The organism is Thermosynechococcus sp. OHK43 (genome assembly GCF_014466085.1).
In the GTDB taxonomy this organism is placed as follows: domain Bacteria; phylum Cyanobacteriota; class Cyanobacteriia; order Thermosynechococcales; family Thermosynechococcaceae; genus Thermosynechococcus.
In genome coordinates, this window is record NZ_JACOMP010000139.1 from 1 (window position 1) to 18,358 (window position 18,358).

An 18,358-nucleotide genomic window follows, 5' to 3' on the forward strand; every position below is an offset into this window, starting at 1 on the left:
ATAATGCGATCACCATCAATGCCCAGCAATGTGGCGGCAGTCGGATTTTCAGCCACGGCTTGCAATCCTTTCCCCATGCGCGTCCCTTTCACCCAATAGGTCAGGGCAATCATCAAAACCACAGCCACGGCAAAGATAATAAATTGGCTAGTGCGCAGGGTAATGTCCCCCCATCGCAGGGTAAGGGGCAATCCACCCCAGAGTTGATCGGGGTAGGTATAGACTTCGGCACCCACTAAATACTGGATCAGGTTGGTGAGGAAAACGGCAGCTCCAAGACTGGCCACCACCGTCAAGAGGGTATCGGTGCGCTGCTGCCGCAACGGTCGAAAGACAACCCAATCAATGCCAACCCCCAACAGCCCACAGCCAAGGGCACTCAAAGCTAAGGCCGGGGCAAAGGGTAAGGCAATGGGAAGCTGCCCATTGGCCAACAGGCCATTAAAGCCAAAGCGTCCTCCCAAGAGAGCATAGGTGAGATAAGCACCAATGGCAAAAACAGCGCCGTGAGCAAAGTTGATAATGCCCAAAATCGAGAAGACAAGGGTATAGCCGAGGGCAAAGATGGCATAAACACTCCCTGTGGCCAGTCCATCTACAAGGACTTGCAAGGCGTTGGTTACCACCTAAGCTCCTTCCACTAGGGCACGATAATCCGCCGCTGAGAGGAGTCCGGTAGGGGGGGTACTGACTTGCACCTTCACCAACCACCCCTCACCATAGGGATCTGCAGCAATTTGCTCGGGGTTGTCAATGACGGCTTGATTGACGGCAATGACGGTTCCCCCAAGGGGCGCATAGAGATCCTCAACGGCCTTGACCGATTCAATCGTGCCAAAGCGCTCGCCGGGTTCTAGGGTATCGCCAACGGCAGGCAACTCGACAAAGACAATATCCCCCAGTTGATCCACAGCAAAGGCACTAACGCCGATGGTAGCCGTGTCGCCCTCAAGGCGCAGGTACTCGTGGCTGTCGAGGTATTGCAGGTCCTCAGGGTAGGTGAGTGTCATAGCAGATTCCAATCCATCAGGGGCGATCGCTGGCACGGGCAAGGCGCACCGCTGTTACAAAGGCCACGAAACCGAGGGGCGCACTGAGGAGCAAAATCACAGTGGTGGGCACAGTTCCCAACTGGGCTTCCCCAGAGCTCAGTTCAAAAATGCAACCCACCGTGGCGATCGCTGCCACACAGGCCCCCAATAAGTATAGATAACTCTTGGCCACAGACAATGCTCCTCAGGGTTAAGCAGCAATGGGACGCACAGCACTGGCGGTAAACCCATGCTCCGTGAGTGCATGACGCAGCAACGCTTGGTTTTCCACGCGATCGACAAACATTACCCCCGTTAGATGATCAATTTCATGCTGGATCGCACGGGCAAGCAACCCAGCCGCCATGATTTCTTGGGGACGACCCCACTCATCTTTGTAGGACACCGCCACCATAGCCGGACGACGCACCTCTAGGTACACCCCAGGAATACTTAGGCAGCCCTCTTGGCAAACCTCCAGTTCTTCACTGAAGTCCCTAATGACCGGGTTAATCATCACCAACGGCTCCGCTTTAGGGTCATCGGGATGAATATCGATGACGAGAATTTGCTTATTGATGCCCACCTGCGGTGCCGCCAAGCCAATGCCATCGGCACTGTACATGGTTTGGAGCATTTTCCGCACAATATCGCGGATACTGTCATCTACTTTGCTGACCCGTTTGGCGGGTTGACGCAGCACGCGATCGCCCAAATAGTGCAGCTGTAGGGGCGGATTTTTTAACTTTTTCTTTTCAACAGCCAGAGATACAGCCATAGGACACGCCAAGTTAACAGAAAATAACAAAGGCAACAAAGGTTAATCACTTTTTAGCCTAACGAATTTTCAAGGCTCTAGGCTACTTTTCCGTCGAGGCACTGCTGACACTGGGCAAAAGGCGTTGTTGCTCCTCAAGGGCAGCTTTATAGCGCTCCACATCCTGCTCAAGGTGGGCAATTTGTTCATCGCGGGCTTCCATTTCCACCCGAATCGTAAAGGTGCGCTGTAGCTGTACCCAAACGTTAAAGACCCAGGCAAAGAGGGCACCCACCCCCATAGCGACAATCAGTTCAACGCACAGTGGCGCTTGAATGACCTTTCCTTCAAAAAACTTAATACTAACTGGATCGGTATTTTGGATACTAAAGAGAACTAAGCCCAAACCAATGACAAATATCATCAAGAAGTTAAGTTGTCGCATAGAGTACCCCGTAACCCATGGCAAATCTTATCATTTTAGTTTTAGCAAGGGACTGTCGCATCGGGCATGCTGCCAGCGACAGACAATCTTGGGCCAATCATACCACTGTGGCTAGTCCTCAATCACAGGGTTGACCACTTCCACTGCCTCCACGTCAATGGTGCCAGGGGGAGCCAATCGGTGGAACTGGCGATCGCGCACCATCAGCATTTCGCCACAGGCAGGGCATTGGGTTTGGGTATTATTCAAACTGCTAAATTCAAAGCCACACACTGGACAAGCCGCCGTCACCAACTTCCAGCGCAACCAAAGTTGCAAGCCCGCAAAAAGGAGCACAGGAGTTACCATTAAGAATAAAAACAGCACCAGAAAGGATTGCACTAGCCAGCCTAGCCCCAGTAGCCCCAGTAACCAAGTTACCAGCAACACACTGAACCAAAAACGTAGGGTGGAGTTTAGGGTAAATCTTAGGGACATTGGCTTCCCTCCAAGGGCATTGCCGCTATTCTAGCGCAGTCGTGGGTGTATCCTAAGAAGCAGGTCTACTGTCCAGCTATGGTAATGCCCTATACTCTTCATGCCGAACGTACTCGCGTTGAGGTGATCCCAGAGCGCGGTGGCCTCATTAGTCGCTGGCAGTGGCAGGGTCATGAGCTGCTGTACTTAGATCGGGAGCGCTTTGCCAACCCTCAGTTAAGCGTGCGCGGTGGTATTCCCCTCCTTTTTCCGATTTGTGGCAATTTGCCCGAGGATACATTTCACTACAGTGGCCAAGCCTATCACCTCAAACAGCACGGCTTTGCCCGGGACTTGCCATGGCAGGTGCTGGATCAGCAGGAACATGTCTTGAAACTGCGATTGCAAGATACTCCAGCCACGCGCCAAGTCTATCCCTTTCCCTTTCATCTGACCTTAACCTATACCCTTGCTGCTAATGCCTTGGCGATCGCCCTTGAGGTGGCTAACCCCGGTGACACCCCCTTGCCCTTTAGCTTTGGTTTGCATCCCTACTTTGCTGTTGCTGACAAGCACCAATTGCAGTTTGACTTGCCGATCCATGCCATGGTGGATCAAAAAAACCAGCAACCCCTCACCTTTAGCGGCATGTTTGACTGGAGTGCAGCAGAACTCGATTTGGCCTGTCGCCCGCTCACGGGTCAAGTAGCTCGCGTCTGTGACCTGCAACAACACTACTGCCTGACGCTCCGCTACGATAGAGTGTTCACAACCCTCGTCTTTTGGACGGTTCAGGGCAAACCCTACTACTGTCTAGAACCTTGGACCGCCCCCCGCAATGCATTGAATACGGGGGTGGATCTACTGCACGTGCCACCCCAGAAGCACCTGACCCTTGGCGTCGAGATTGCTGTTGCTTCCCTTTAGGGAGAAAATAAGAAAGTTTTCACACACGCGACCATGTACCCCGATTTTCAGACTTTTTGTCAACTTGCCGAGCAGGGTAACTTCATCCCCATCTATCAGGAGTGGGTGGCGGATATGGATACACCTGTGTCGGCTTGGTATCGGGTCTGTCGCGATCGCCCCTACAACTTTTTGCTGGAGTCCGTCGAGGGAGGCGAACAACTGGCCCGCTACAGTCTCCTTAGTTGTGATCCACTGTGGGTACTGGAAACCCGCGGCAACCAAACCACCCAAACCCATCGCGATGGGTCACTCACCAGGTTTACGGGCAATCCTTTCACCATTTTGGCCAATTGCCTTGCACCCTATCAGCCTGTGAAGCTACCGCAACTGCCCGGGGGCATTGGTGGTCTTTTTGGTTTTTGGGGCTATGAACTGATTCAGTGGATTGAGCCACGGGTTCCCATTCATCCTGCCACAGAAAGGGATTTGCCTGATGGGGTGTGGATGCAGGTGGATCAAATCCTGATTTTTGATCAGGTGAAGCCAAAAATCTGGGCAGTGGTCTATGCCGATACCCGTGAGACGGACTTGAAAACGGCCTATACTCACGCAAGCGATCGCCTAGAGCAGCTTTTGCGCAAACTGCAAACCCGTATTCCCCCTGAGGCCACTCAACTCCATTGGCAACCCAGTCGCCAGACCCCCAGTTACACTAGTAACATTACCCCGGAAACCTTCCGTACCAATGTGAAGCGCGCTAAGGACTACATTCGTGCGGGGGATATTTTCCAAGTCGTTCTCTCCCAACGCCTCAGTGCCACCTACAGCGGCGATCCCTTTGCCCTCTATCGCTCCTTGCGCCTGATTAACCCTTCCCCCTACATGGCCTACTTTCAATTTGGCACATGGCAGATCATTGGCTCTAGTCCAGAAGTGATGGTTAAAGCCGAGCACCATCCTGAAAACGCTGGGTCTCTCCTTGCTACTGTGCGTCCTATTGCTGGCACTCGCCAGCGGGGGCACACCTACACCGAAGATCAGCAGCTTGCCGCAGAACTCCTTGCCGATACCAAAGAAGTGGCCGAACACGTCATGCTGGTTGATTTGGGGCGCAATGATTTGGGGCGCGTGTGTCGTCAGGGGAGTGTCAGCGTTGAAGCGTTTATGGTGATTGAGCGCTATTCCCATGTTATGCACATTGTCAGTAATGTGGTGGGTGAACTATTGCCTGATAGAACGGCATGGGACTTACTTCAAGCCTGTTTCCCCGCTGGTACAGTCAGTGGTGCCCCCAAAATTCGTGCTATGGAAATTATCTATGAATTGGAGGGTTGCCGCCGTGGCCCCTACTCCGGTGCCTATGGTTACTATGACTTTGAAGGTCAACTCAATACAGCGATCGCCATTCGCACAATGGTGGTGCAACCCCTGACGGACCATCAACATCTGATTCATGTGCAAGCGGGTGCTGGTATTGTTGCCGACTCCGATCCGCAGCGGGAATACGAAGAAACCCTCAACAAAGCACGGGGCCTGTTAGAAGCGATTTCTGCCCTGACAACAAAACTTTAACCCAATCTTGAGCCAAGGATTATCTCATCTTTACGTTTGCCCCTTAGCCTAATAAAAAGTTTTAGCTAACGTTACCCAGAACACAGACACTGGGAATGTTCACTGGAAATGTTGGCAGAACAACCCAGCTCTCAGGCACACACCTAAGGGCTGGTTCCTTTGCTTGAGGTTCTACCGCCATGGGAAACGTCTCCACCGCTGCAGTTACTCCTCCTGTGGATGGACGCTGGCGCTCCTCCTTGCGAGTGCACACGTTTAGTATCGGGGACACCATCTGGATGGAACCAGAACGCATTTGGCTAGTGAGCCGGGGTGTCGTCCTTTTGAATCTTCTACATCCCGATGGGGAAGAAGTGGTGGTGGGACTGGCTACACCAGGTACTGCTTTTGGTTTACCCTTGACCAGTTTAATGGCCTACCAAGCCAAGGCCCTTTCCAAGACAGAGCTGATGCTCTTTACGCTGGTGGAGGTGGAATCCTCGCCCAACTTGACCCAAAGCCTTGTGCGTGGTTTAGCTCGTCGCCTACGGCAAGCGGAAGGTCTCTTAGGAATTACTAGTCATCGCCGCGTTGAGGAGCGATTACGCCATTTACTGCTGCTGTTGAAGCAAGAAATTGGTGAACCTCATCCCCTGGGTACACGCTACAGTGTCCGCCTCACCCATCAGCAACTGGCAACAGCCATCGGCACGAGTCGCGTGACCATGACCCGCCTTCTGGGCAAGCTGCGGCAAGAACGTTGGCTCACCTACGATCGCGATCGCCACGTCATTCTGATGAATACCGCTGAGAGTTGAGGGCAATCCCCCCTCAATCCAGACGTCCTTGAACAGAGAGGTTGTTTTTTAGTGTAAATTTTTGTAAATACTTGCCTTCATAATGCCAGAACTGTTAAATTAGATACAGAAATAAATCGTTCATCTTTGCTGGAAAGCACCTGAAAATTAGGTGAGCAGCGAAGACGGAAGTAGGGCAGTTGTCCCGAAGGAACGCGCCTCAGTTGACGAAAACCACCTAGTAAATAATTTGGGGCGATGCTTATGAAAACTACCCTTACCTATCGCGGCGTTCAATACGATTACGTTCCTCCGGCAGTACAAACCGAAGCAACTGATGTCGTGGCAAAATATCGGGGTTGGAATTACCATTGCACCCACGCAGTGAAGCCGCCGGCTCAACCGGTGCGGGATTTAATCTATCGCGGCGTGGCCTACCGTACGGGTCAAGGGGAAGCTGTGAATACGACGGCAACCCCTACTGCCAACCCAGCCGGTGGAGTGAATATGTCAGCGCTTGATCTCAATCAACTGTCGCGGGCCATTCTCACCCATCACCACCAAGTGATCAAAAACCGCGAACAATCCCTCCTGACGCGGATGATTGCCCAAATGGGGTTACCTACGGCCGCGGGTCACTATTGGAACCAAATTCAGGGCAAAATTAAGCCCCAGGTTTGGACAAGCTATGATCGCAGTCCTGCCACAATGAGCTAGGGCACAGACGTCATTGTCCTCTCTCAAGACTGATTCGTGATTACCCTCGCATTGGAGTTACCTCTAGTGCGAGTTTTTTATTTCAGCGGTTGACGTAACAGTTGTTTTCTGGCCGGCCTAGCCATTCAATATCTAGGTCAAGGTCAATGTCCGACAAGTCTTCTGGATCGATTACATGCTTCTTCAGGGATTCGGAGGATTGTTTTGAATGTTTGGTTGCATGCTTGCGACTTTGCGGGGTTAGTCGGTTGACAACTGATGATGTGGCCTTCTCGATGCGGACACTTTCTTTGAGGGCATTTGGGTTGATATGTTCTAGAAAGAAGTTTACTGTTTCCTGCTTCACCCAGCCATTGAGGACGGCCAATGCCCCAAAGCGATAGCTGGCTTGCCACTGCTCCTTGAGAATTTGATTAATCTGCTCTTCCGTTAATAAACCTGCCTTTTTCAGGTAAAAACCAATAGGACGCTTTTCTTTATCTTGAGCCAGTTTTGGCCACTCTTCTACAAAAAAGTCAATTGTTTCTTGGGATAACCAACCATGAAGGGCAAGAATTTCACCAAGACGCAGGTTGGCATACATCCCTTGCTCCATTAGGGCAACTTGGAGCTGACCGCTTGTAATTAATCCTGCCTTCAGTAAGAGTTCTCCAATTCTCATGACCATTTGTGCCAGTAGAATCCATTACTCAAAAAACGTAAGCATACTACAGGGTCAGCTTTTTATGCACCTTATAGATTTATGCAATCCATAGAATATGCTTCAGAAAGTTGCTGTTGCTTTTTAAGGGACCATATTCTTTACTCCCCTAGGGTACCCACAGCCCAGGGGTGAACCTGCGGGAAGTTCCGGTTCGTAACAAATTTTAATAATGCTGCTTTCACAATGCCCCCTGATAGAGTTATGGGGGTACAGTTGGAACTTTGCGCCTAAGGCTCACTGACTCGATTGGGCCAGCGATCGCCCCTCTGTCAGACATGTTCTGCCTGCAGCAGTAAAACTGATAGAGAGGCATCTTGAAGCTCCAAAATCGGTTGGCTATTCGAGCTGGGCTTGATGACCTCTGTTAGTTCTAGAGACAACCAGAGACGAAAACCGTGTTGGACTTGGTAAAAGTGGCTGCTCAAATGCCAACGGTGGGTCAACTGATCCGCCAAGGGGCGATCGCTAACCAACAAAAACAGACCCGTGCCCTCGCAGTCCTCGCAGCAATGGCGGAACATCTAGAACACTATCGCCAAGCTCTCCAAGCGTGGGGCGAGTCCTTTGTCTTTAATGCGGCTGAACCCATTGAGTCGCTGACGATAAAGCACACTGTCCCCCCTGCCCCAAGGGCGCATACGATTTTTGCCACCGATGGTTCGCAAATTGCCCCCAGTCACCACGAAATTGCCTATTGCTATTTGATTAACGTAGGACGGGTGGCGATCGCCTACGGTCAAGGCCAGCGCCCTCATTTAGATAGCGTGCCGCAGTTGGTGTATGACCCCGATGAATTGGGGCGATCGCGGGGCTGGGGCCTCACCCTAGAGGATTGGTTACGTTACCGCCGCACCCAAGGGGAAATTCTCGGCCTTGTTGAACTCATTCAAACTCAAAATCAGAAAGCTCCCAGCTTAGCCCTTGTGGATGGTTCACTCATTTTCTGGGCATGGGAATCACTGCCGCCAATGGTGCGGCAGGAATTGTTGAGGCCAATCTTAGCTGCTTGGGATCAATTGCGAGCCCAGCGAATCCCGTTGGTGGGGTATGTCAGTGCCTCCCGCAGTCAGGAAACGGTGAATTTTCTGCGCTTGGGGGTTTGCCCCTATCCTGAACCCAACTGTGCCCTCCACTGTGGTCAGACGAGTCAGACTGGCTTCGAGGTAACCGCCGATCGCCCCCCTTGTCAGGTCTTTGATTCCCTGCGGGATGTGCTCCTCTGGCAAGCGCACTTAGCACCGCAACAGCATAGTTCCCTCTGGCGTAGCCGCAGCCGCATTTTGGAGCACTACGGCGAACATCACATCTACGTTGCCTACCTCCATGGTGGCTCAGAAGTGGTGCGCCTGGAAGTACCTCAATGGGTGGCCCAGGATCCAGACCTATGGCAACAAGCCGTCTCGTTGACGGCAGCCCAAATTGAAAAAGGCCGGGGTTACCCCGTGGCCTTGGCAGAAGCCCACAATTTAGCCGTCGTGCGTGGCAGCGATCGCCAGCGCTTTTTTGCTTTACTAGAGCGGGAACTGATTAAGGCAGGACACTGGTATGTGGCGCCTTCCCCCAAAGAGCAACGCAAACGCCAAAGTATTGCCTAGGTGGCTGCTGTTCGTTGGTTTAGGCATCGCCGGTTGGGGAACGCAGTTGGCGCTACCGCCAGTGAGTGGCTGGTTCCTGGCCTTTGTGGGCATTGTGCCCCTGTGGTGGCAGTGTCAGGTTTTATCGCCGCTATGGGCAGCGATCGCCGGCCTGTGTTGGGGCTTGGGGTTCTATGGCACTAGCCTAGTCTGGGTGTGGGATTTGCATCCCCTCACGTGGATCGGCATTGCCCCAGTGCCCAGTTGGCTGATTTCGCGGGGGATTTGGCTGTTTCTCAGCACTTGGGGGGCTGCCCTGAGTGGGAGTTGGGCCTTGTTGATGGTGCGCTATGGGGTGCGGCGATCCGCGCCTTGGCAACTCCTATGGGGTATAACCCTGTGGTGTGCCCTCGAAGCCCTCTGGAGCCATTCCCCCCTGTGGTGGATTAGTTTATCCCTAACCCAAAGCCCCCAGGGACTGGTGCAACTGGGTCGCCTGGCGGGGCCGACCACCATTACAGCGGTAGTAATGACAGTGAATGGCTTAGTTACCTTCAGTCTGCGGCGGTACCCAGGGGCAAGGGTTTGGCTTGCAATGACCCTCGGGGGGGCGATCGCCCTCAATGGGGTTTTAGGTGCCAGTGCCATTGCAGATCACGGCGAACCCCTACAGATAGGTTTGATCCAAGGCAATATCCCAACACGGGAAAAGCTCACTCCAGAGGGGATCCGCCGCGCTTGGCAGATCTATGCCCAAGGCTATCGCCAACTGGTGGGTTTCGGGGTTGATGCTGTCTTAACCCCTGAGGGGGCCCTGCCCATTCTCTGGCAACGGCAGCAAATGAATCCCATCACTCGGGTAGTGCGGGAAGCGGGTGTGCCCCTGTGGTTAGGAACATTTATGGAGACGGCAGGGGGGCATCATCAGGTGCTCCTGAGCCTCGATGGCAACGGTGAGATTGACAGTCACTATAACAAAGTGCATCTTGTCCTATTGGGGGAATATATTCCCGATTGGCTGGCAGGAGTGGTGCAGCGGTTATCCACCTTGCGATCGCGCCTGATTCCTGGAGACCCTGAACAGATCTTTACCACCCCTTGGGGAAATGCGGTTGTCCTGATTTGCTTTGAATCCGCCTTTTCCCACCGCAGTCGCTGGCAACTGGTTCATGGTGGGGAGTTGATCCTCAGTGTTGCCAACAATGATCCCTACCGTCGCCAACTCATGACCCAGCACCACGGCCATGATGTGTTGCGCGCCGTCGAAGGCGATCGCTGGCTAGTGCGCTCCACCAATACGGGCCTTTCCGCGGTGATTGCACCTACGGGAGAAACCCTCTGGCTCTCAAACGCCGACGAGTTTGTGATTCATGCTGCAACGATTTGGCGGCGGCAGACCCAGACCCTCTACACCCGCTATGGGGATTGGTTGCTTCCCCTCTTACTGGGGATGCTTAGTTTATCCGTTCTTCGACAACGAGGGTTGCACTGACCCATTCGCCGCGATCGCCATAGGTACGAATCAGGCGCTGCCGCTGACCCTCTGCCCACAACCAGCCCACCTCAACAAAGAAGGACTGACGAAAGGACACCTGTAGGGGCGTGAGGCTAGAGGTGCCATCGGGGAGCAGCACAAGCTGCTTAGGTTGATCCGTGTCCCTAAAGAGGAGCCGTGAACCCGCAATTGTGGCCGTTGTTTTCACCTCGTGGTCGGGGGTTTGCAGCAGTTGGTAGAGCCGATCGCCCTCGCGCCAAAGGCGAAGCTGGGTGGGAGTTTCCGTGGGCGATCGCCAGTCGGCATAGACGGTGTAGGCGGTGCCGCGCCACTCGCCAAGGAGCTGCTCCACAGTTAAGGGAGGACGTTCAACCGCATGAGTGTGGGCACGAAACTCCCGAATCAAGGTCATGGACTGTAACTGCTGATTTTTGTTAAAGAGCTGCACAAACCGCAGGCGGCGATCGCCCATGACAAAGCCATACTCTGCGCCAAACTCAGCAAAGGGGGCCACCTGCAACGATCCCTTAGAAAATGCCCCCGTTGCGAAAAACACATTTTGGCGGCCGATGGTACTGTACTCTTGGATCGTTTCACTGGTGGGGGGCTGATCGAGGCCATTGCCAAAGCGTCGTAGTTCAAAGCGCACTCGCTGGCCATCGGCAGTATCGGCAAGGATCAAAATAGAAGGCACCGAGGCCCCCAGTTCCCCCGTAGGGCTGACCGCCGTAAAGGAGCCCTGCCATTCCCCAAGGTTTTTGCGAAAATTGTCCCAGTTTGTTGTCATTGATACCCGTCGTTGCTGGGGGTCACCCCCATGGTATAGAAAAATCAGTACAACTGTTGAGAGTTTGCGGGTTGCAAATTGGCGGGCGATCGCCAGCACTCAGAAAAAACTTTGATAGGATGGGGAGTGTCAGGGCGCTGACAAACAATCGCCATTGGGAGACCCGTGCATGACCACCGACCTCTTTGATTCAGGGGCTGGTCGCATTTTAATAGTCGATGATACCCCCGAAAATGTTGAAGTTTTAACAACCCTGCTGCAACTGGAAGGTTATGATGTGCGTGGCGCCATCAGCGGCCAAATGGCGCTCATGGGTATTGAAGCAGAACCTCCAGATGTCATCTTGCTGGACATCATGATGCCCGATATGAATGGTTATGAAGTCTGTCAAACCCTCAAGGAGAATCCCAAGACCAAGCATATCCCCATTATTTTCATTAGTGCCTTGGATGATGTATTTGACAAGGTCAAGGCCTTTGAAATAGGTGGCGCTGACTACATCACCAAACCCTTTCAGCAGGCGGAAGTGCTGGCACGGGTAAAAAATCAGTTGACGATCGCCCTCCTACAGCGGAAGCTCCGGCAAAAGAATGCTCTCTTGCAAAAGCAAAACCAGCAGCTGCAGGAAATTGCGGAAGAGCGCCGTGAATTGGTGGCCTCACTGCAAGCAGCGCAAGAACAGTATCGCCAAATGTTTGAGGAGGCCGTGGTGGGGATTTACCAAAGTTCTCCCGAGGGGGTTTACTTCAAAGTGAACAATGCCCTAGCACGCATCTATGGCTATGCCGATGCTGAAGACTGGTTAGCGGATATTGAGCACCACAACCAACGCCCCTACGTGGATGACAGCAGTTGGCAGAAGTTCCAGCAACAGATTCAAACCCGGGGAGTAGTGCGCAATTTAGTTTCCAAGGTGTATCGTGCTGACCAAACAATCACCACCATCTGCGAATGCGCTCGCCCTGTCAAAAGTGAGGACGGCCAACTCCTATACTATGAGGGCTTTGTCTTTGAAGTGCCCACCCGCAATCCATGAAGCAAACCCTAACCGCACTCTTGGGGGATGCTGCTGTTTATCCTATTGCTGAATTGGGCGATCGCGCCCCCCACCTGCGTCCCTATCTGCCTGAGCATGCCCTGCTGGTGACTCCCCCTACCCCAGAAGCCGGGGCAGAAGTGATTGCCTGCGCCCAACGGCAAGGCTGGCGAGTACTGCCCATTGGAGCAGGAACAAAACTCAACTGGCTCGGAAACATCCCCCAGGCAGATATTTTGCTGCAGACAACAGCATGGCACAGGCTCATTGATCATGCGGCTGCCGATATGACCGTCACCACCCAAGTCGGCATCCCCTTGCAACGCCTTCAGCAACAACTGGCAACGGCACGGCAATGGATTGCGGCAGATCCCCTCTTTGCGGAAAGGGCTACCCTTGGCGGCTGCTTGGCCACCTGCAGTAATGGCACACTGCGCCAGCGCTATGGGTCATGGCGCGATCAGTTATTGGGGGTCAAGTTCATTCGCAGTGATGGCCAAATCGTCAAAGCCGGGGGGCGAGTGGTCAAAAATGTTGCCGGCTATGACCTGATGAAGCTGCTCATCGGTAGCTATGGCACGCTGGGAATCCTGACAGAAGTGACGTTGCGGGTCTATCCCCTGCCCGATGCGGTACAAATTTGGCAGTTGCGGGGAGAAGTCTCTGCCTTGGCCAGTGGATTGGCGGCAATTTTAACGAGTGCCCTGGCGCCGGCGCGCTGTGTGCTGCGCCTTGAAGGAACGGGGGCACTCTTACTGGAACTGGAGTTTCATACGCTGCGGGAAGTCTTGGCTGCGGGCACCTTGGGCGATCGCCTCAGTCACATTGCCCAGACCCATGATCTGCAACTTGAAGCCGCAGCCCCCCTAGGCATTACCCTCAACCCCACCCCCGATCAAGTCATTCTCAAAATCGGCGTGCCATTGCAGGAGATGTTGCCCGCCCTCACCCAGCTTCAGCAGTTGGCAAGGAAATTGGCCTGCGAGTGCCGAGGCGAAATGAGTGCCGGGGTTGGTTACGCCTATCTTCACGGACAGGAGAAGGATCTCCGTCAACTAATTCTCAGGCTGCGCCAAGGGTTACCACGGGGCTATGTCACCGTCTTAGCGGCACCGCTGAGCCTCAAGCAGCAGCTGGATCCTTGGGACTATCGCGGCAACGCCCTTGAATTGATGCGCAGTCTTAAGCAACAATTGGATGCAACGGGTGTCTTTGGCACTGGGGTTTTTGTCGGCCATCTCTAGACAAGTTTTAATACTTATTAATAATACTTACGAATGACTGCAACTGATCCTGTAGCTGGCCCGCCCGATCCACACCTGATTGATGCCTGTGTCCACTGCGGGTTTTGCCTCTCGACCTGTCCCAGTTATCGGGTCCTGGGCACAGAAATGGACTCCCCCCGTGGCCGTATCTACCTCATGGATGCCATTAACGAGGGGCAAGTGCAACTGGCGGATGTTGTCCAGCACTTTGATTCCTGTTTGGGTTGCTTGGCCTGTGTCACCACCTGTCCCTCGGGGGTCGAGTACGATAAGTTGATTGCGGCCACCCGGGTTCAAGTGCAGCGTCACTATCAGCGTCCCGCGGGCGATCGCTGGCTGCGGCAGTTGATTTTCCAAACGCTGCCCTACCCCCAACGGCTGCGGGCGCTCCTGTTGCCCCTGTGGCTCTACCAAAAATTGGGCTTGGCGGATCTTGAAAAACGCGTGGGACTCCTCAAACGGCTACTGCCCAAGTCCCTAGCGGCCATGTATCAAATGCTGCCCTCCCTTTCGGCAAAGACATTTCGCGTTCGCTATCCTGAGGTGGTACCTGCCCAAGGGAAACAGCGGGGCCGCGTGGGGGTGATTCTTGGTTGTGTGCAGCGGCTCTTTTTGCCTGAAGTCAATGAAGCCACAATTGCCGTCTTAAGTGCCAATGGTTTTGAGGTGGTGCTGCCACGCCAACAGGGCTGCTGCGGTGCCCTACCCCATCACCAAGGGGAACAGAAGCAGGCACAAACCCTTGCTCGCCAAATGATTGACTGTTTTGCTGCCGCTAAGGTGGATGCCATCTTAATCAATGCCTCGGGTTGTGGCCATACTCTCAAGGAATACCATCACCTGTTGGCGGCTGACCCCGAGTATAGCGATCGCGCCCGCGAGTTTGTGCAAAAGGTTGAGGATGTACAGGTCTTTTTGGTCAAGCAGGGGCTGGTGACCGCCTTACATCCCTTGGGCGATCGCCCCTTAACGTTGGTCTATCAAGATGCCTGCCACATGATCCACGGCCAAAAAATCCGCCTTGAGCCGCGGCAACTGCTCCGCCAAATTCCCCAAGTGCAACTGCGAGAACCCCTGGATGCGGCCCTGTGCTGTGGCAGTGCCGGAGTTTACAACATTCTCCAACCGGATGTGGCAACCGACTTAGGACGACAAAAAGTGCGCAACCTACTGAATACGCACCCAGACGTCATTATCTCAGCAAATGTGGGCTGCACGGTACAGTTGCGGCAGTATCTGCAAGAGCAAGGCAGCCCCGTGCCCATATACCACCCCATGCAGCTGCTAGACTTGGCCATTCGCGGTGAGCAGCTTCCGTCCTAGGCAATGTCTGGGGGGGCACTGAGGATTGAGCGTACTTGAGCCAATAACCATTGCCGACCCACTTCCCAGCCTCGCTCCCCATCCGCCTCTAGGATCATCAGGCTATCCACTGGCTCTGCGGCCAACAGTTGAAACAAGAGGGGAATAATTGGCATTGCCACGGGGATCACCTGTTCATCACAGGCCTCTTGAGCCATGGCTTCGCTGCCGTAGGCGTGGATAACATTTTTTTGTTGGTGGGGAGGTTGCTGTTCCTCTAGGGTAATCACCTGCCATTGACCATCAGGGGTTTGCAGGACGTAGTAAACGGTTTGCCCGTAGCGCTGGGCTTCCTCATAGAGAATGGGGGCGATCGCCTGTACCGCAGCCACAGTTGCAGGGTCATCGGGGGCGTTGGCAATCAGTTCGTCCACTTGGGTCAGTAAATCCACAACGCCGCCTCCTTTGAGAACTATAGAGAACTATTCCTTGGCTTCAAGGGCATCGAGATCAAGGGCACGGGAGCCACCCCTACTTAAAATGGTCAGCACTTTTCCCAATTGGTACCACACCAAAAGGGCGGTGGCGATGGTCAGCACAAAGGCAATGCTCATACTCAGCCCCAGGCCAAAACCATAGGTCCACAATCCCGCCATCAGGAAGAGCCAGATGCCAATGGAAATCCCCAAGTAGGGCAACTGAAGCTGGGGACCGCGCAACTGACTCAGAACGCGAGTGGAGCGACTGCGGTTCCATTCTTGGACGCTCTGCTTGAGGGTGGCCTCAAAGGCTTTGCCACTGGTCAACCCCATAAAAATACCGGCCAGCAGCAAGACAATCGGTGGATCAAACACGGGATACCTAATCCTTCTTGGACTTCAGGGACGTTGATAACCGCTGCCCACCCCTAGGGAGCCACCACCAAGGAATTGCTGTCTTCTTCTTTACCGAGCGTGTGGGAAACAGAGGCCTTGAGGGCTTCCCATGCCACATCAATAAAGAAGAGAGGACGTAGGTCAGACTTGACCAAATTCCAAAGGCGCTGCACCTCTTCGGTGTGGAGACGGTCATCTTCGGTTAACGCTAGCACAATTTGCCGCCGCAGGTACTGCCCCTCCTCAGAAAAGAGATATTGCAAGCCCAAGGTGGCCGTTGGCGCGAGATTAAAGTGCTGATCCTGCCGAGCGATTGCAATCAAGTTTTCTAGTCGTTGCCACTGGAGACGACCATCCTTGAAGAGGATATCCAATAACCGTCGCCGCAGTTGGGGCGATTCTCCTTGGAGCAGACGCCGTGCCACATAGGGATAGCTGACATCGACAATGCGAAAGTTGGGATTGAGGCATAGGGCAATGCCCTCTTGGGTCACGAGGGAGCGAATGATCAGGGCAAACTTGGCGGGAACACGGAAGGGATAGGCATACATCAACTCAGAGAAGCGATCGGTGATCACCTTGAAGTTGAATTCCCGCACACTGGAGCCAATCACCTCCTCAAAGACCGACTCCAGGGCAGGGATAATCGGCGTCATATCCGTTTCCGGAGTAAGAAAGCCCAGCTTGACAAAGTCGGCGGCAAGGGCGGAGTAGTCCTTGTTCACCAAATGAACCACCGCATCCACAAGGGATTCTTTAGTGCTCTCCTCCAATTGATCCATCATGCCGAAGTCAATGTAGGCGATACGACCATCGGGCATCGCAAAAAGATTGCCTGGATGGGGATCTGCATGGAAAAAGCCAAATTCCAAGAGTTGCCGCAGACCAGAAATCACACCGACACGGATGAGCTCATCGGGATTGACGCCCGCCGCCACCATGCAATCGGTGCGGGTGAGTTTAATGCCGTGGATCCACTCCAGCGTGAGCACGTGTTTAGTGGTGTATTCCCAATAGATTTTGGGAACCTTAACCGTGGGATCGTCGCGGAAGTTGTTGGCAAATTTCTCGGCATTGCGCCCTTCATTGAGGTAGTCAATTTCCTCGTAGAGCTTGCAGCCAAATTCATCCACAATGTCCCGGAGGTCGTAGCAGAGGTTAATGGGTAGCCAGGGCTTGACCCACTGCACCAAAAGGCGGATCAAAAAGAGATCGCGAGTAATCACGGGCAAGAGATTGGGGCGCTGCACCTTGACAGCCACTTCCTCGCCACTGTGGAGTTTGGCTCGATAGACTTGGCCAAGACTGGCGGCGGCCACAGGCTGGGGTGAGAATTCGGCAAAAATATCCCCCAAGTTTAAGTGCAGATCCCGCTCAATAATGGCAATGGCAACCTCGTTGGGAAAGGGGGGCAGTTTGTCCTGAAGAAGCGTAAGTTCGTCGAGGTAGTCGGGACAAATCAAATCGGGGCGAGTGGAGAGGGCTTGACCGACTTTGATGAAGGTTGGGCCTAAACGGATCAGGAGTTTGCGCAGTTGCATTGCCCGCAGGGGACGCTGACTTTCCTGTTGACCCAGCCACTTGTCCCACTGCAACAGCAGCCAAAATGTTAAAAAAGATACCGAAATGTGAACGAACCGCCAGATTACTTGCCAAGGGTGTCGCCAGTAGTAGCGGGCGATCGCCTCAGGATCGTAACGACAATGGCCAGTACTAGGGACAGCAGAAATAGGGGCAGTCACAGCTTTTTTACCTGATTCTCTGAAACCCAACTTACTACAGCCCTCTCCTCTTGCCATGGGTGTTTCCACGGAGCACTTTTGGTTACAACGTAAGCAACCATCGCAATTATGAGGATTTTGTTGATCCCCAGTGCTAGAGGAGCGGATCTTTTTGGGTTTGCTTAAATATAGTATAGAAAACTACACATAAGCCCTGCTAATCAATAAAATTCTTAACAAAAGTTAAAAGCTGGAGGTTCCAGCAATTCAGCCGTTGGTTGAATCAGGTCCAGCCGCTCGAACTGAATTTCAATAGGTTCGGTGGTGCGGATTTGCCGATAATGGTACCGTAGGGCATCTTCCTATTCACACCCTTCCATGGCCAACAGGATCATTGCCACATCTGTTCTTGAGGAGTTGTTGGCGCGGTTGCCTCACTTGCGATTGCAACTGTATTTCAAGACATCGCTGACGGCGCTTTCCCACGCAATGGAGGATCAGGTCTTGGCCAGTGAGGATGCGCCGATCATTATTGCCTGCTTTCAGCGGGAACGCTTTTATCGCCAAGAAGCCCATCGCTACCAGCGTATTGCCACAAAGTCCCACCATGTCTATGTTTTGGCTGCCCCCGAAACCGAGTTTACAAGCTGCTCTGGGGACTACGAAACCGTTGCCTTTGATCCTGGCGATACCCTCAGTCAAGAATGGCATTTGACCGTCTTGGGCAAAAATTACAGCACTTGCTTGGTCTGCCGTGAAGTCCAGCGATCGCCCACCCATCGCTTAGATGTGTTGCCGCCGATGGATGCAGCACGTCGTTTTGAGGGCATTTGGACGTTTGATCGGCAGGTGGCGGCAACAACGGCTGAAATCCTCCTCAACCGTATTCGTGAATACCGCCCTGAACTCAAGGAGAAACTCAGGGAAGGTCTAGTAT

21 protein-coding genes and 1 riboswitch are annotated in these 18,358 nt (G+C 53.5%); of the genes, 10 read left to right on the forward strand and 11 right to left on the reverse strand.

Annotation, left to right across the window (positions count from 1 at the left end; genetic code table 11):
* The 6 genes from H8Q75_RS05710 to H8Q75_RS05735 form a co-directional block, all read right to left on the reverse strand.
* Positions 1–626 (reverse strand): branched-chain amino acid ABC transporter permease (locus H8Q75_RS05710; RefSeq protein WP_297040894.1); only part of this gene is annotated, 626 nt, incomplete at its 3' end.
* A complete protein-coding gene (gene gcvH / locus H8Q75_RS05715) occupies positions 627–1,010 on the reverse strand; it encodes a glycine cleavage system protein GcvH (RefSeq protein ID WP_024124727.1) in 384 nt (127 codons plus the stop codon).
* Positions 1,011–1,026: 16 nt separating this feature from the next.
* Complete coding sequence (locus H8Q75_RS05720; RefSeq protein ID WP_024124726.1) at positions 1,027–1,224, reverse strand: hypothetical protein; 198 nt, start codon at positions 1,222–1,224, stop codon at positions 1,027–1,029.
* Positions 1,225–1,242: 18 nt separating this feature from the next.
* Positions 1,243–1,809: a peptide deformylase gene (gene def, locus H8Q75_RS05725; protein WP_024124725.1), complete on the reverse strand. Its 567-nt coding sequence runs from the start codon at positions 1,807–1,809 to the stop codon at positions 1,243–1,245.
* A gap of 82 nt (positions 1,810–1,891) precedes the next feature.
* Positions 1,892–2,233, reverse strand: coding sequence for a LapA family protein (locus H8Q75_RS05730; RefSeq protein ID WP_024124724.1), 342 nt, complete (start codon positions 2,231–2,233; stop codon positions 1,892–1,894).
* Positions 2,234–2,344: 111 nt separating this feature from the next.
* Positions 2,345–2,710: a hypothetical protein gene (locus H8Q75_RS05735; RefSeq protein WP_024124723.1), complete on the reverse strand. Its 366-nt coding sequence runs from the start codon at positions 2,708–2,710 to the stop codon at positions 2,345–2,347.
* Between the two features lie 84 nt (positions 2,711–2,794).
* On the opposite strand from H8Q75_RS05735, the gene H8Q75_RS05740 reads away from it, so the two are divergent.
* The 4 genes from H8Q75_RS05740 (at position 2,795) to H8Q75_RS05755 (ending at position 6,663) form a co-directional block, all read left to right on the forward strand.
* Positions 2,795–3,616 (forward strand): aldose epimerase, encoded by an 822-nt coding sequence (locus tag H8Q75_RS05740; RefSeq protein WP_225871786.1) that lies wholly within the window; start codon positions 2,795–2,797, stop codon positions 3,614–3,616.
* A gap of 33 nt (positions 3,617–3,649) precedes the next feature.
* Positions 3,650–5,170 (forward strand): anthranilate synthase component I, encoded by a 1,521-nt coding sequence (gene trpE, locus H8Q75_RS05745; RefSeq protein WP_297040895.1) that lies wholly within the window; start codon positions 3,650–3,652, stop codon positions 5,168–5,170.
* Between the two features lie 179 nt (positions 5,171–5,349).
* Complete coding sequence (locus H8Q75_RS05750; RefSeq protein WP_024124720.1) at positions 5,350–5,967, forward strand: Crp/Fnr family transcriptional regulator; 618 nt, start codon at positions 5,350–5,352, stop codon at positions 5,965–5,967.
* Between the two features lie 115 nt (positions 5,968–6,082).
* Positions 6,083–6,166: riboswitch (Glutamine riboswitch) on the forward strand.
* Between the two features lie 44 nt (positions 6,167–6,210).
* Positions 6,211–6,663, forward strand: a complete 453-nt coding sequence (locus H8Q75_RS05755) for a DUF4278 domain-containing protein (protein ID WP_024124719.1) — start codon at positions 6,211–6,213, stop codon at positions 6,661–6,663.
* An 82-nt stretch (positions 6,664–6,745) separates the two neighbouring features.
* On the opposite strand, the gene H8Q75_RS05760 is transcribed toward H8Q75_RS05755, so the two are convergent.
* A complete protein-coding gene (locus H8Q75_RS05760; protein WP_297040896.1) occupies positions 6,746–7,246 on the reverse strand; it encodes a hypothetical protein in 501 nt (166 codons plus the stop codon).
* Positions 7,247–7,761: 515 nt separating this feature from the next.
* On the opposite strand from H8Q75_RS05760, the gene H8Q75_RS05765 reads away from it, so the two are divergent.
* Together H8Q75_RS05765 and lnt are read left to right on the forward strand one after the other, a co-directional pair.
* Positions 7,762–8,961 (forward strand): DNA double-strand break repair nuclease NurA, encoded by a 1,200-nt coding sequence (locus tag H8Q75_RS05765; RefSeq protein ID WP_041429082.1) that lies wholly within the window; start codon positions 7,762–7,764, stop codon positions 8,959–8,961.
* On the forward strand, positions 8,912–10,432 hold the full coding sequence (lnt, locus tag H8Q75_RS05770) for an apolipoprotein N-acyltransferase (protein ID WP_024124716.1): 1,521 nt from the start codon (positions 8,912–8,914) through the stop codon (positions 10,430–10,432). The genes H8Q75_RS05765 and lnt overlap by 50 nt, the downstream gene beginning before the upstream one ends.
* On the opposite strand, the gene H8Q75_RS05775 is transcribed toward lnt, so the two are convergent.
* The gene (locus H8Q75_RS05775; protein ID WP_024124715.1) at positions 10,395–11,222 is read right to left on the reverse strand and encodes a DUF3598 family protein; all 828 of its coding nucleotides are present in this window, start codon (positions 11,220–11,222) and stop codon (positions 10,395–10,397) included. The genes lnt and H8Q75_RS05775 overlap by 38 nt on opposite strands.
* A gap of 169 nt (positions 11,223–11,391) precedes the next feature.
* On the opposite strand from H8Q75_RS05775, the gene H8Q75_RS05780 reads away from it, so the two are divergent.
* From H8Q75_RS05780 to H8Q75_RS05790, 3 genes are read left to right on the forward strand one after another with little or no spacing between them, the layout of a single operon-like run.
* On the forward strand, positions 11,392–12,258 hold the full coding sequence (locus H8Q75_RS05780; protein ID WP_024124714.1) for a response regulator: 867 nt from the start codon (positions 11,392–11,394) through the stop codon (positions 12,256–12,258).
* Complete coding sequence (locus H8Q75_RS05785) at positions 12,255–13,502, forward strand: FAD-binding oxidoreductase (protein ID WP_297040897.1); 1,248 nt, start codon at positions 12,255–12,257, stop codon at positions 13,500–13,502. Before H8Q75_RS05780 ends, H8Q75_RS05785 begins: the two co-directional genes overlap by 4 nt.
* A gap of 33 nt (positions 13,503–13,535) precedes the next feature.
* On the forward strand, positions 13,536–14,846 hold the full coding sequence (locus H8Q75_RS05790; RefSeq protein WP_024124712.1) for a heterodisulfide reductase-related iron-sulfur binding cluster: 1,311 nt from the start codon (positions 13,536–13,538) through the stop codon (positions 14,844–14,846).
* Here H8Q75_RS05790 and H8Q75_RS05795 read toward each other — a convergent pair.
* Genes H8Q75_RS05795 through H8Q75_RS05805 form a run of 3 tightly spaced genes read right to left on the reverse strand, consistent with a single transcriptional unit; the run spans position 14,843 to position 17,499 of the window.
* Positions 14,843–15,277 (reverse strand): hypothetical protein, encoded by a 435-nt coding sequence (locus H8Q75_RS05795; protein WP_297040898.1) that lies wholly within the window; start codon positions 15,275–15,277, stop codon positions 14,843–14,845. The two genes, H8Q75_RS05790 and H8Q75_RS05795, sit on opposite strands and share 4 nt — an antisense overlap.
* A 30-nt stretch (positions 15,278–15,307) precedes the next feature.
* Positions 15,308–15,679, reverse strand: coding sequence for a hypothetical protein (locus H8Q75_RS05800; RefSeq protein WP_024124711.1), 372 nt, complete (start codon positions 15,677–15,679; stop codon positions 15,308–15,310).
* Between the two features lie 53 nt (positions 15,680–15,732).
* Entirely contained in the window at positions 15,733–17,499 is a 1,767-nt protein-coding gene (locus tag H8Q75_RS05805; protein WP_297040899.1) for an AarF/ABC1/UbiB kinase family protein, read from the reverse strand.
* Positions 17,500–17,799: 300 nt separating this feature from the next.
* On the opposite strand from H8Q75_RS05805, the gene H8Q75_RS05810 reads away from it, so the two are divergent.
* Positions 17,800–18,358, forward strand: a 559-nt coding sequence (locus tag H8Q75_RS05810; RefSeq protein ID WP_297040900.1) for a DICT sensory domain-containing protein, incomplete at its 3' end; no start/stop codon positions are given.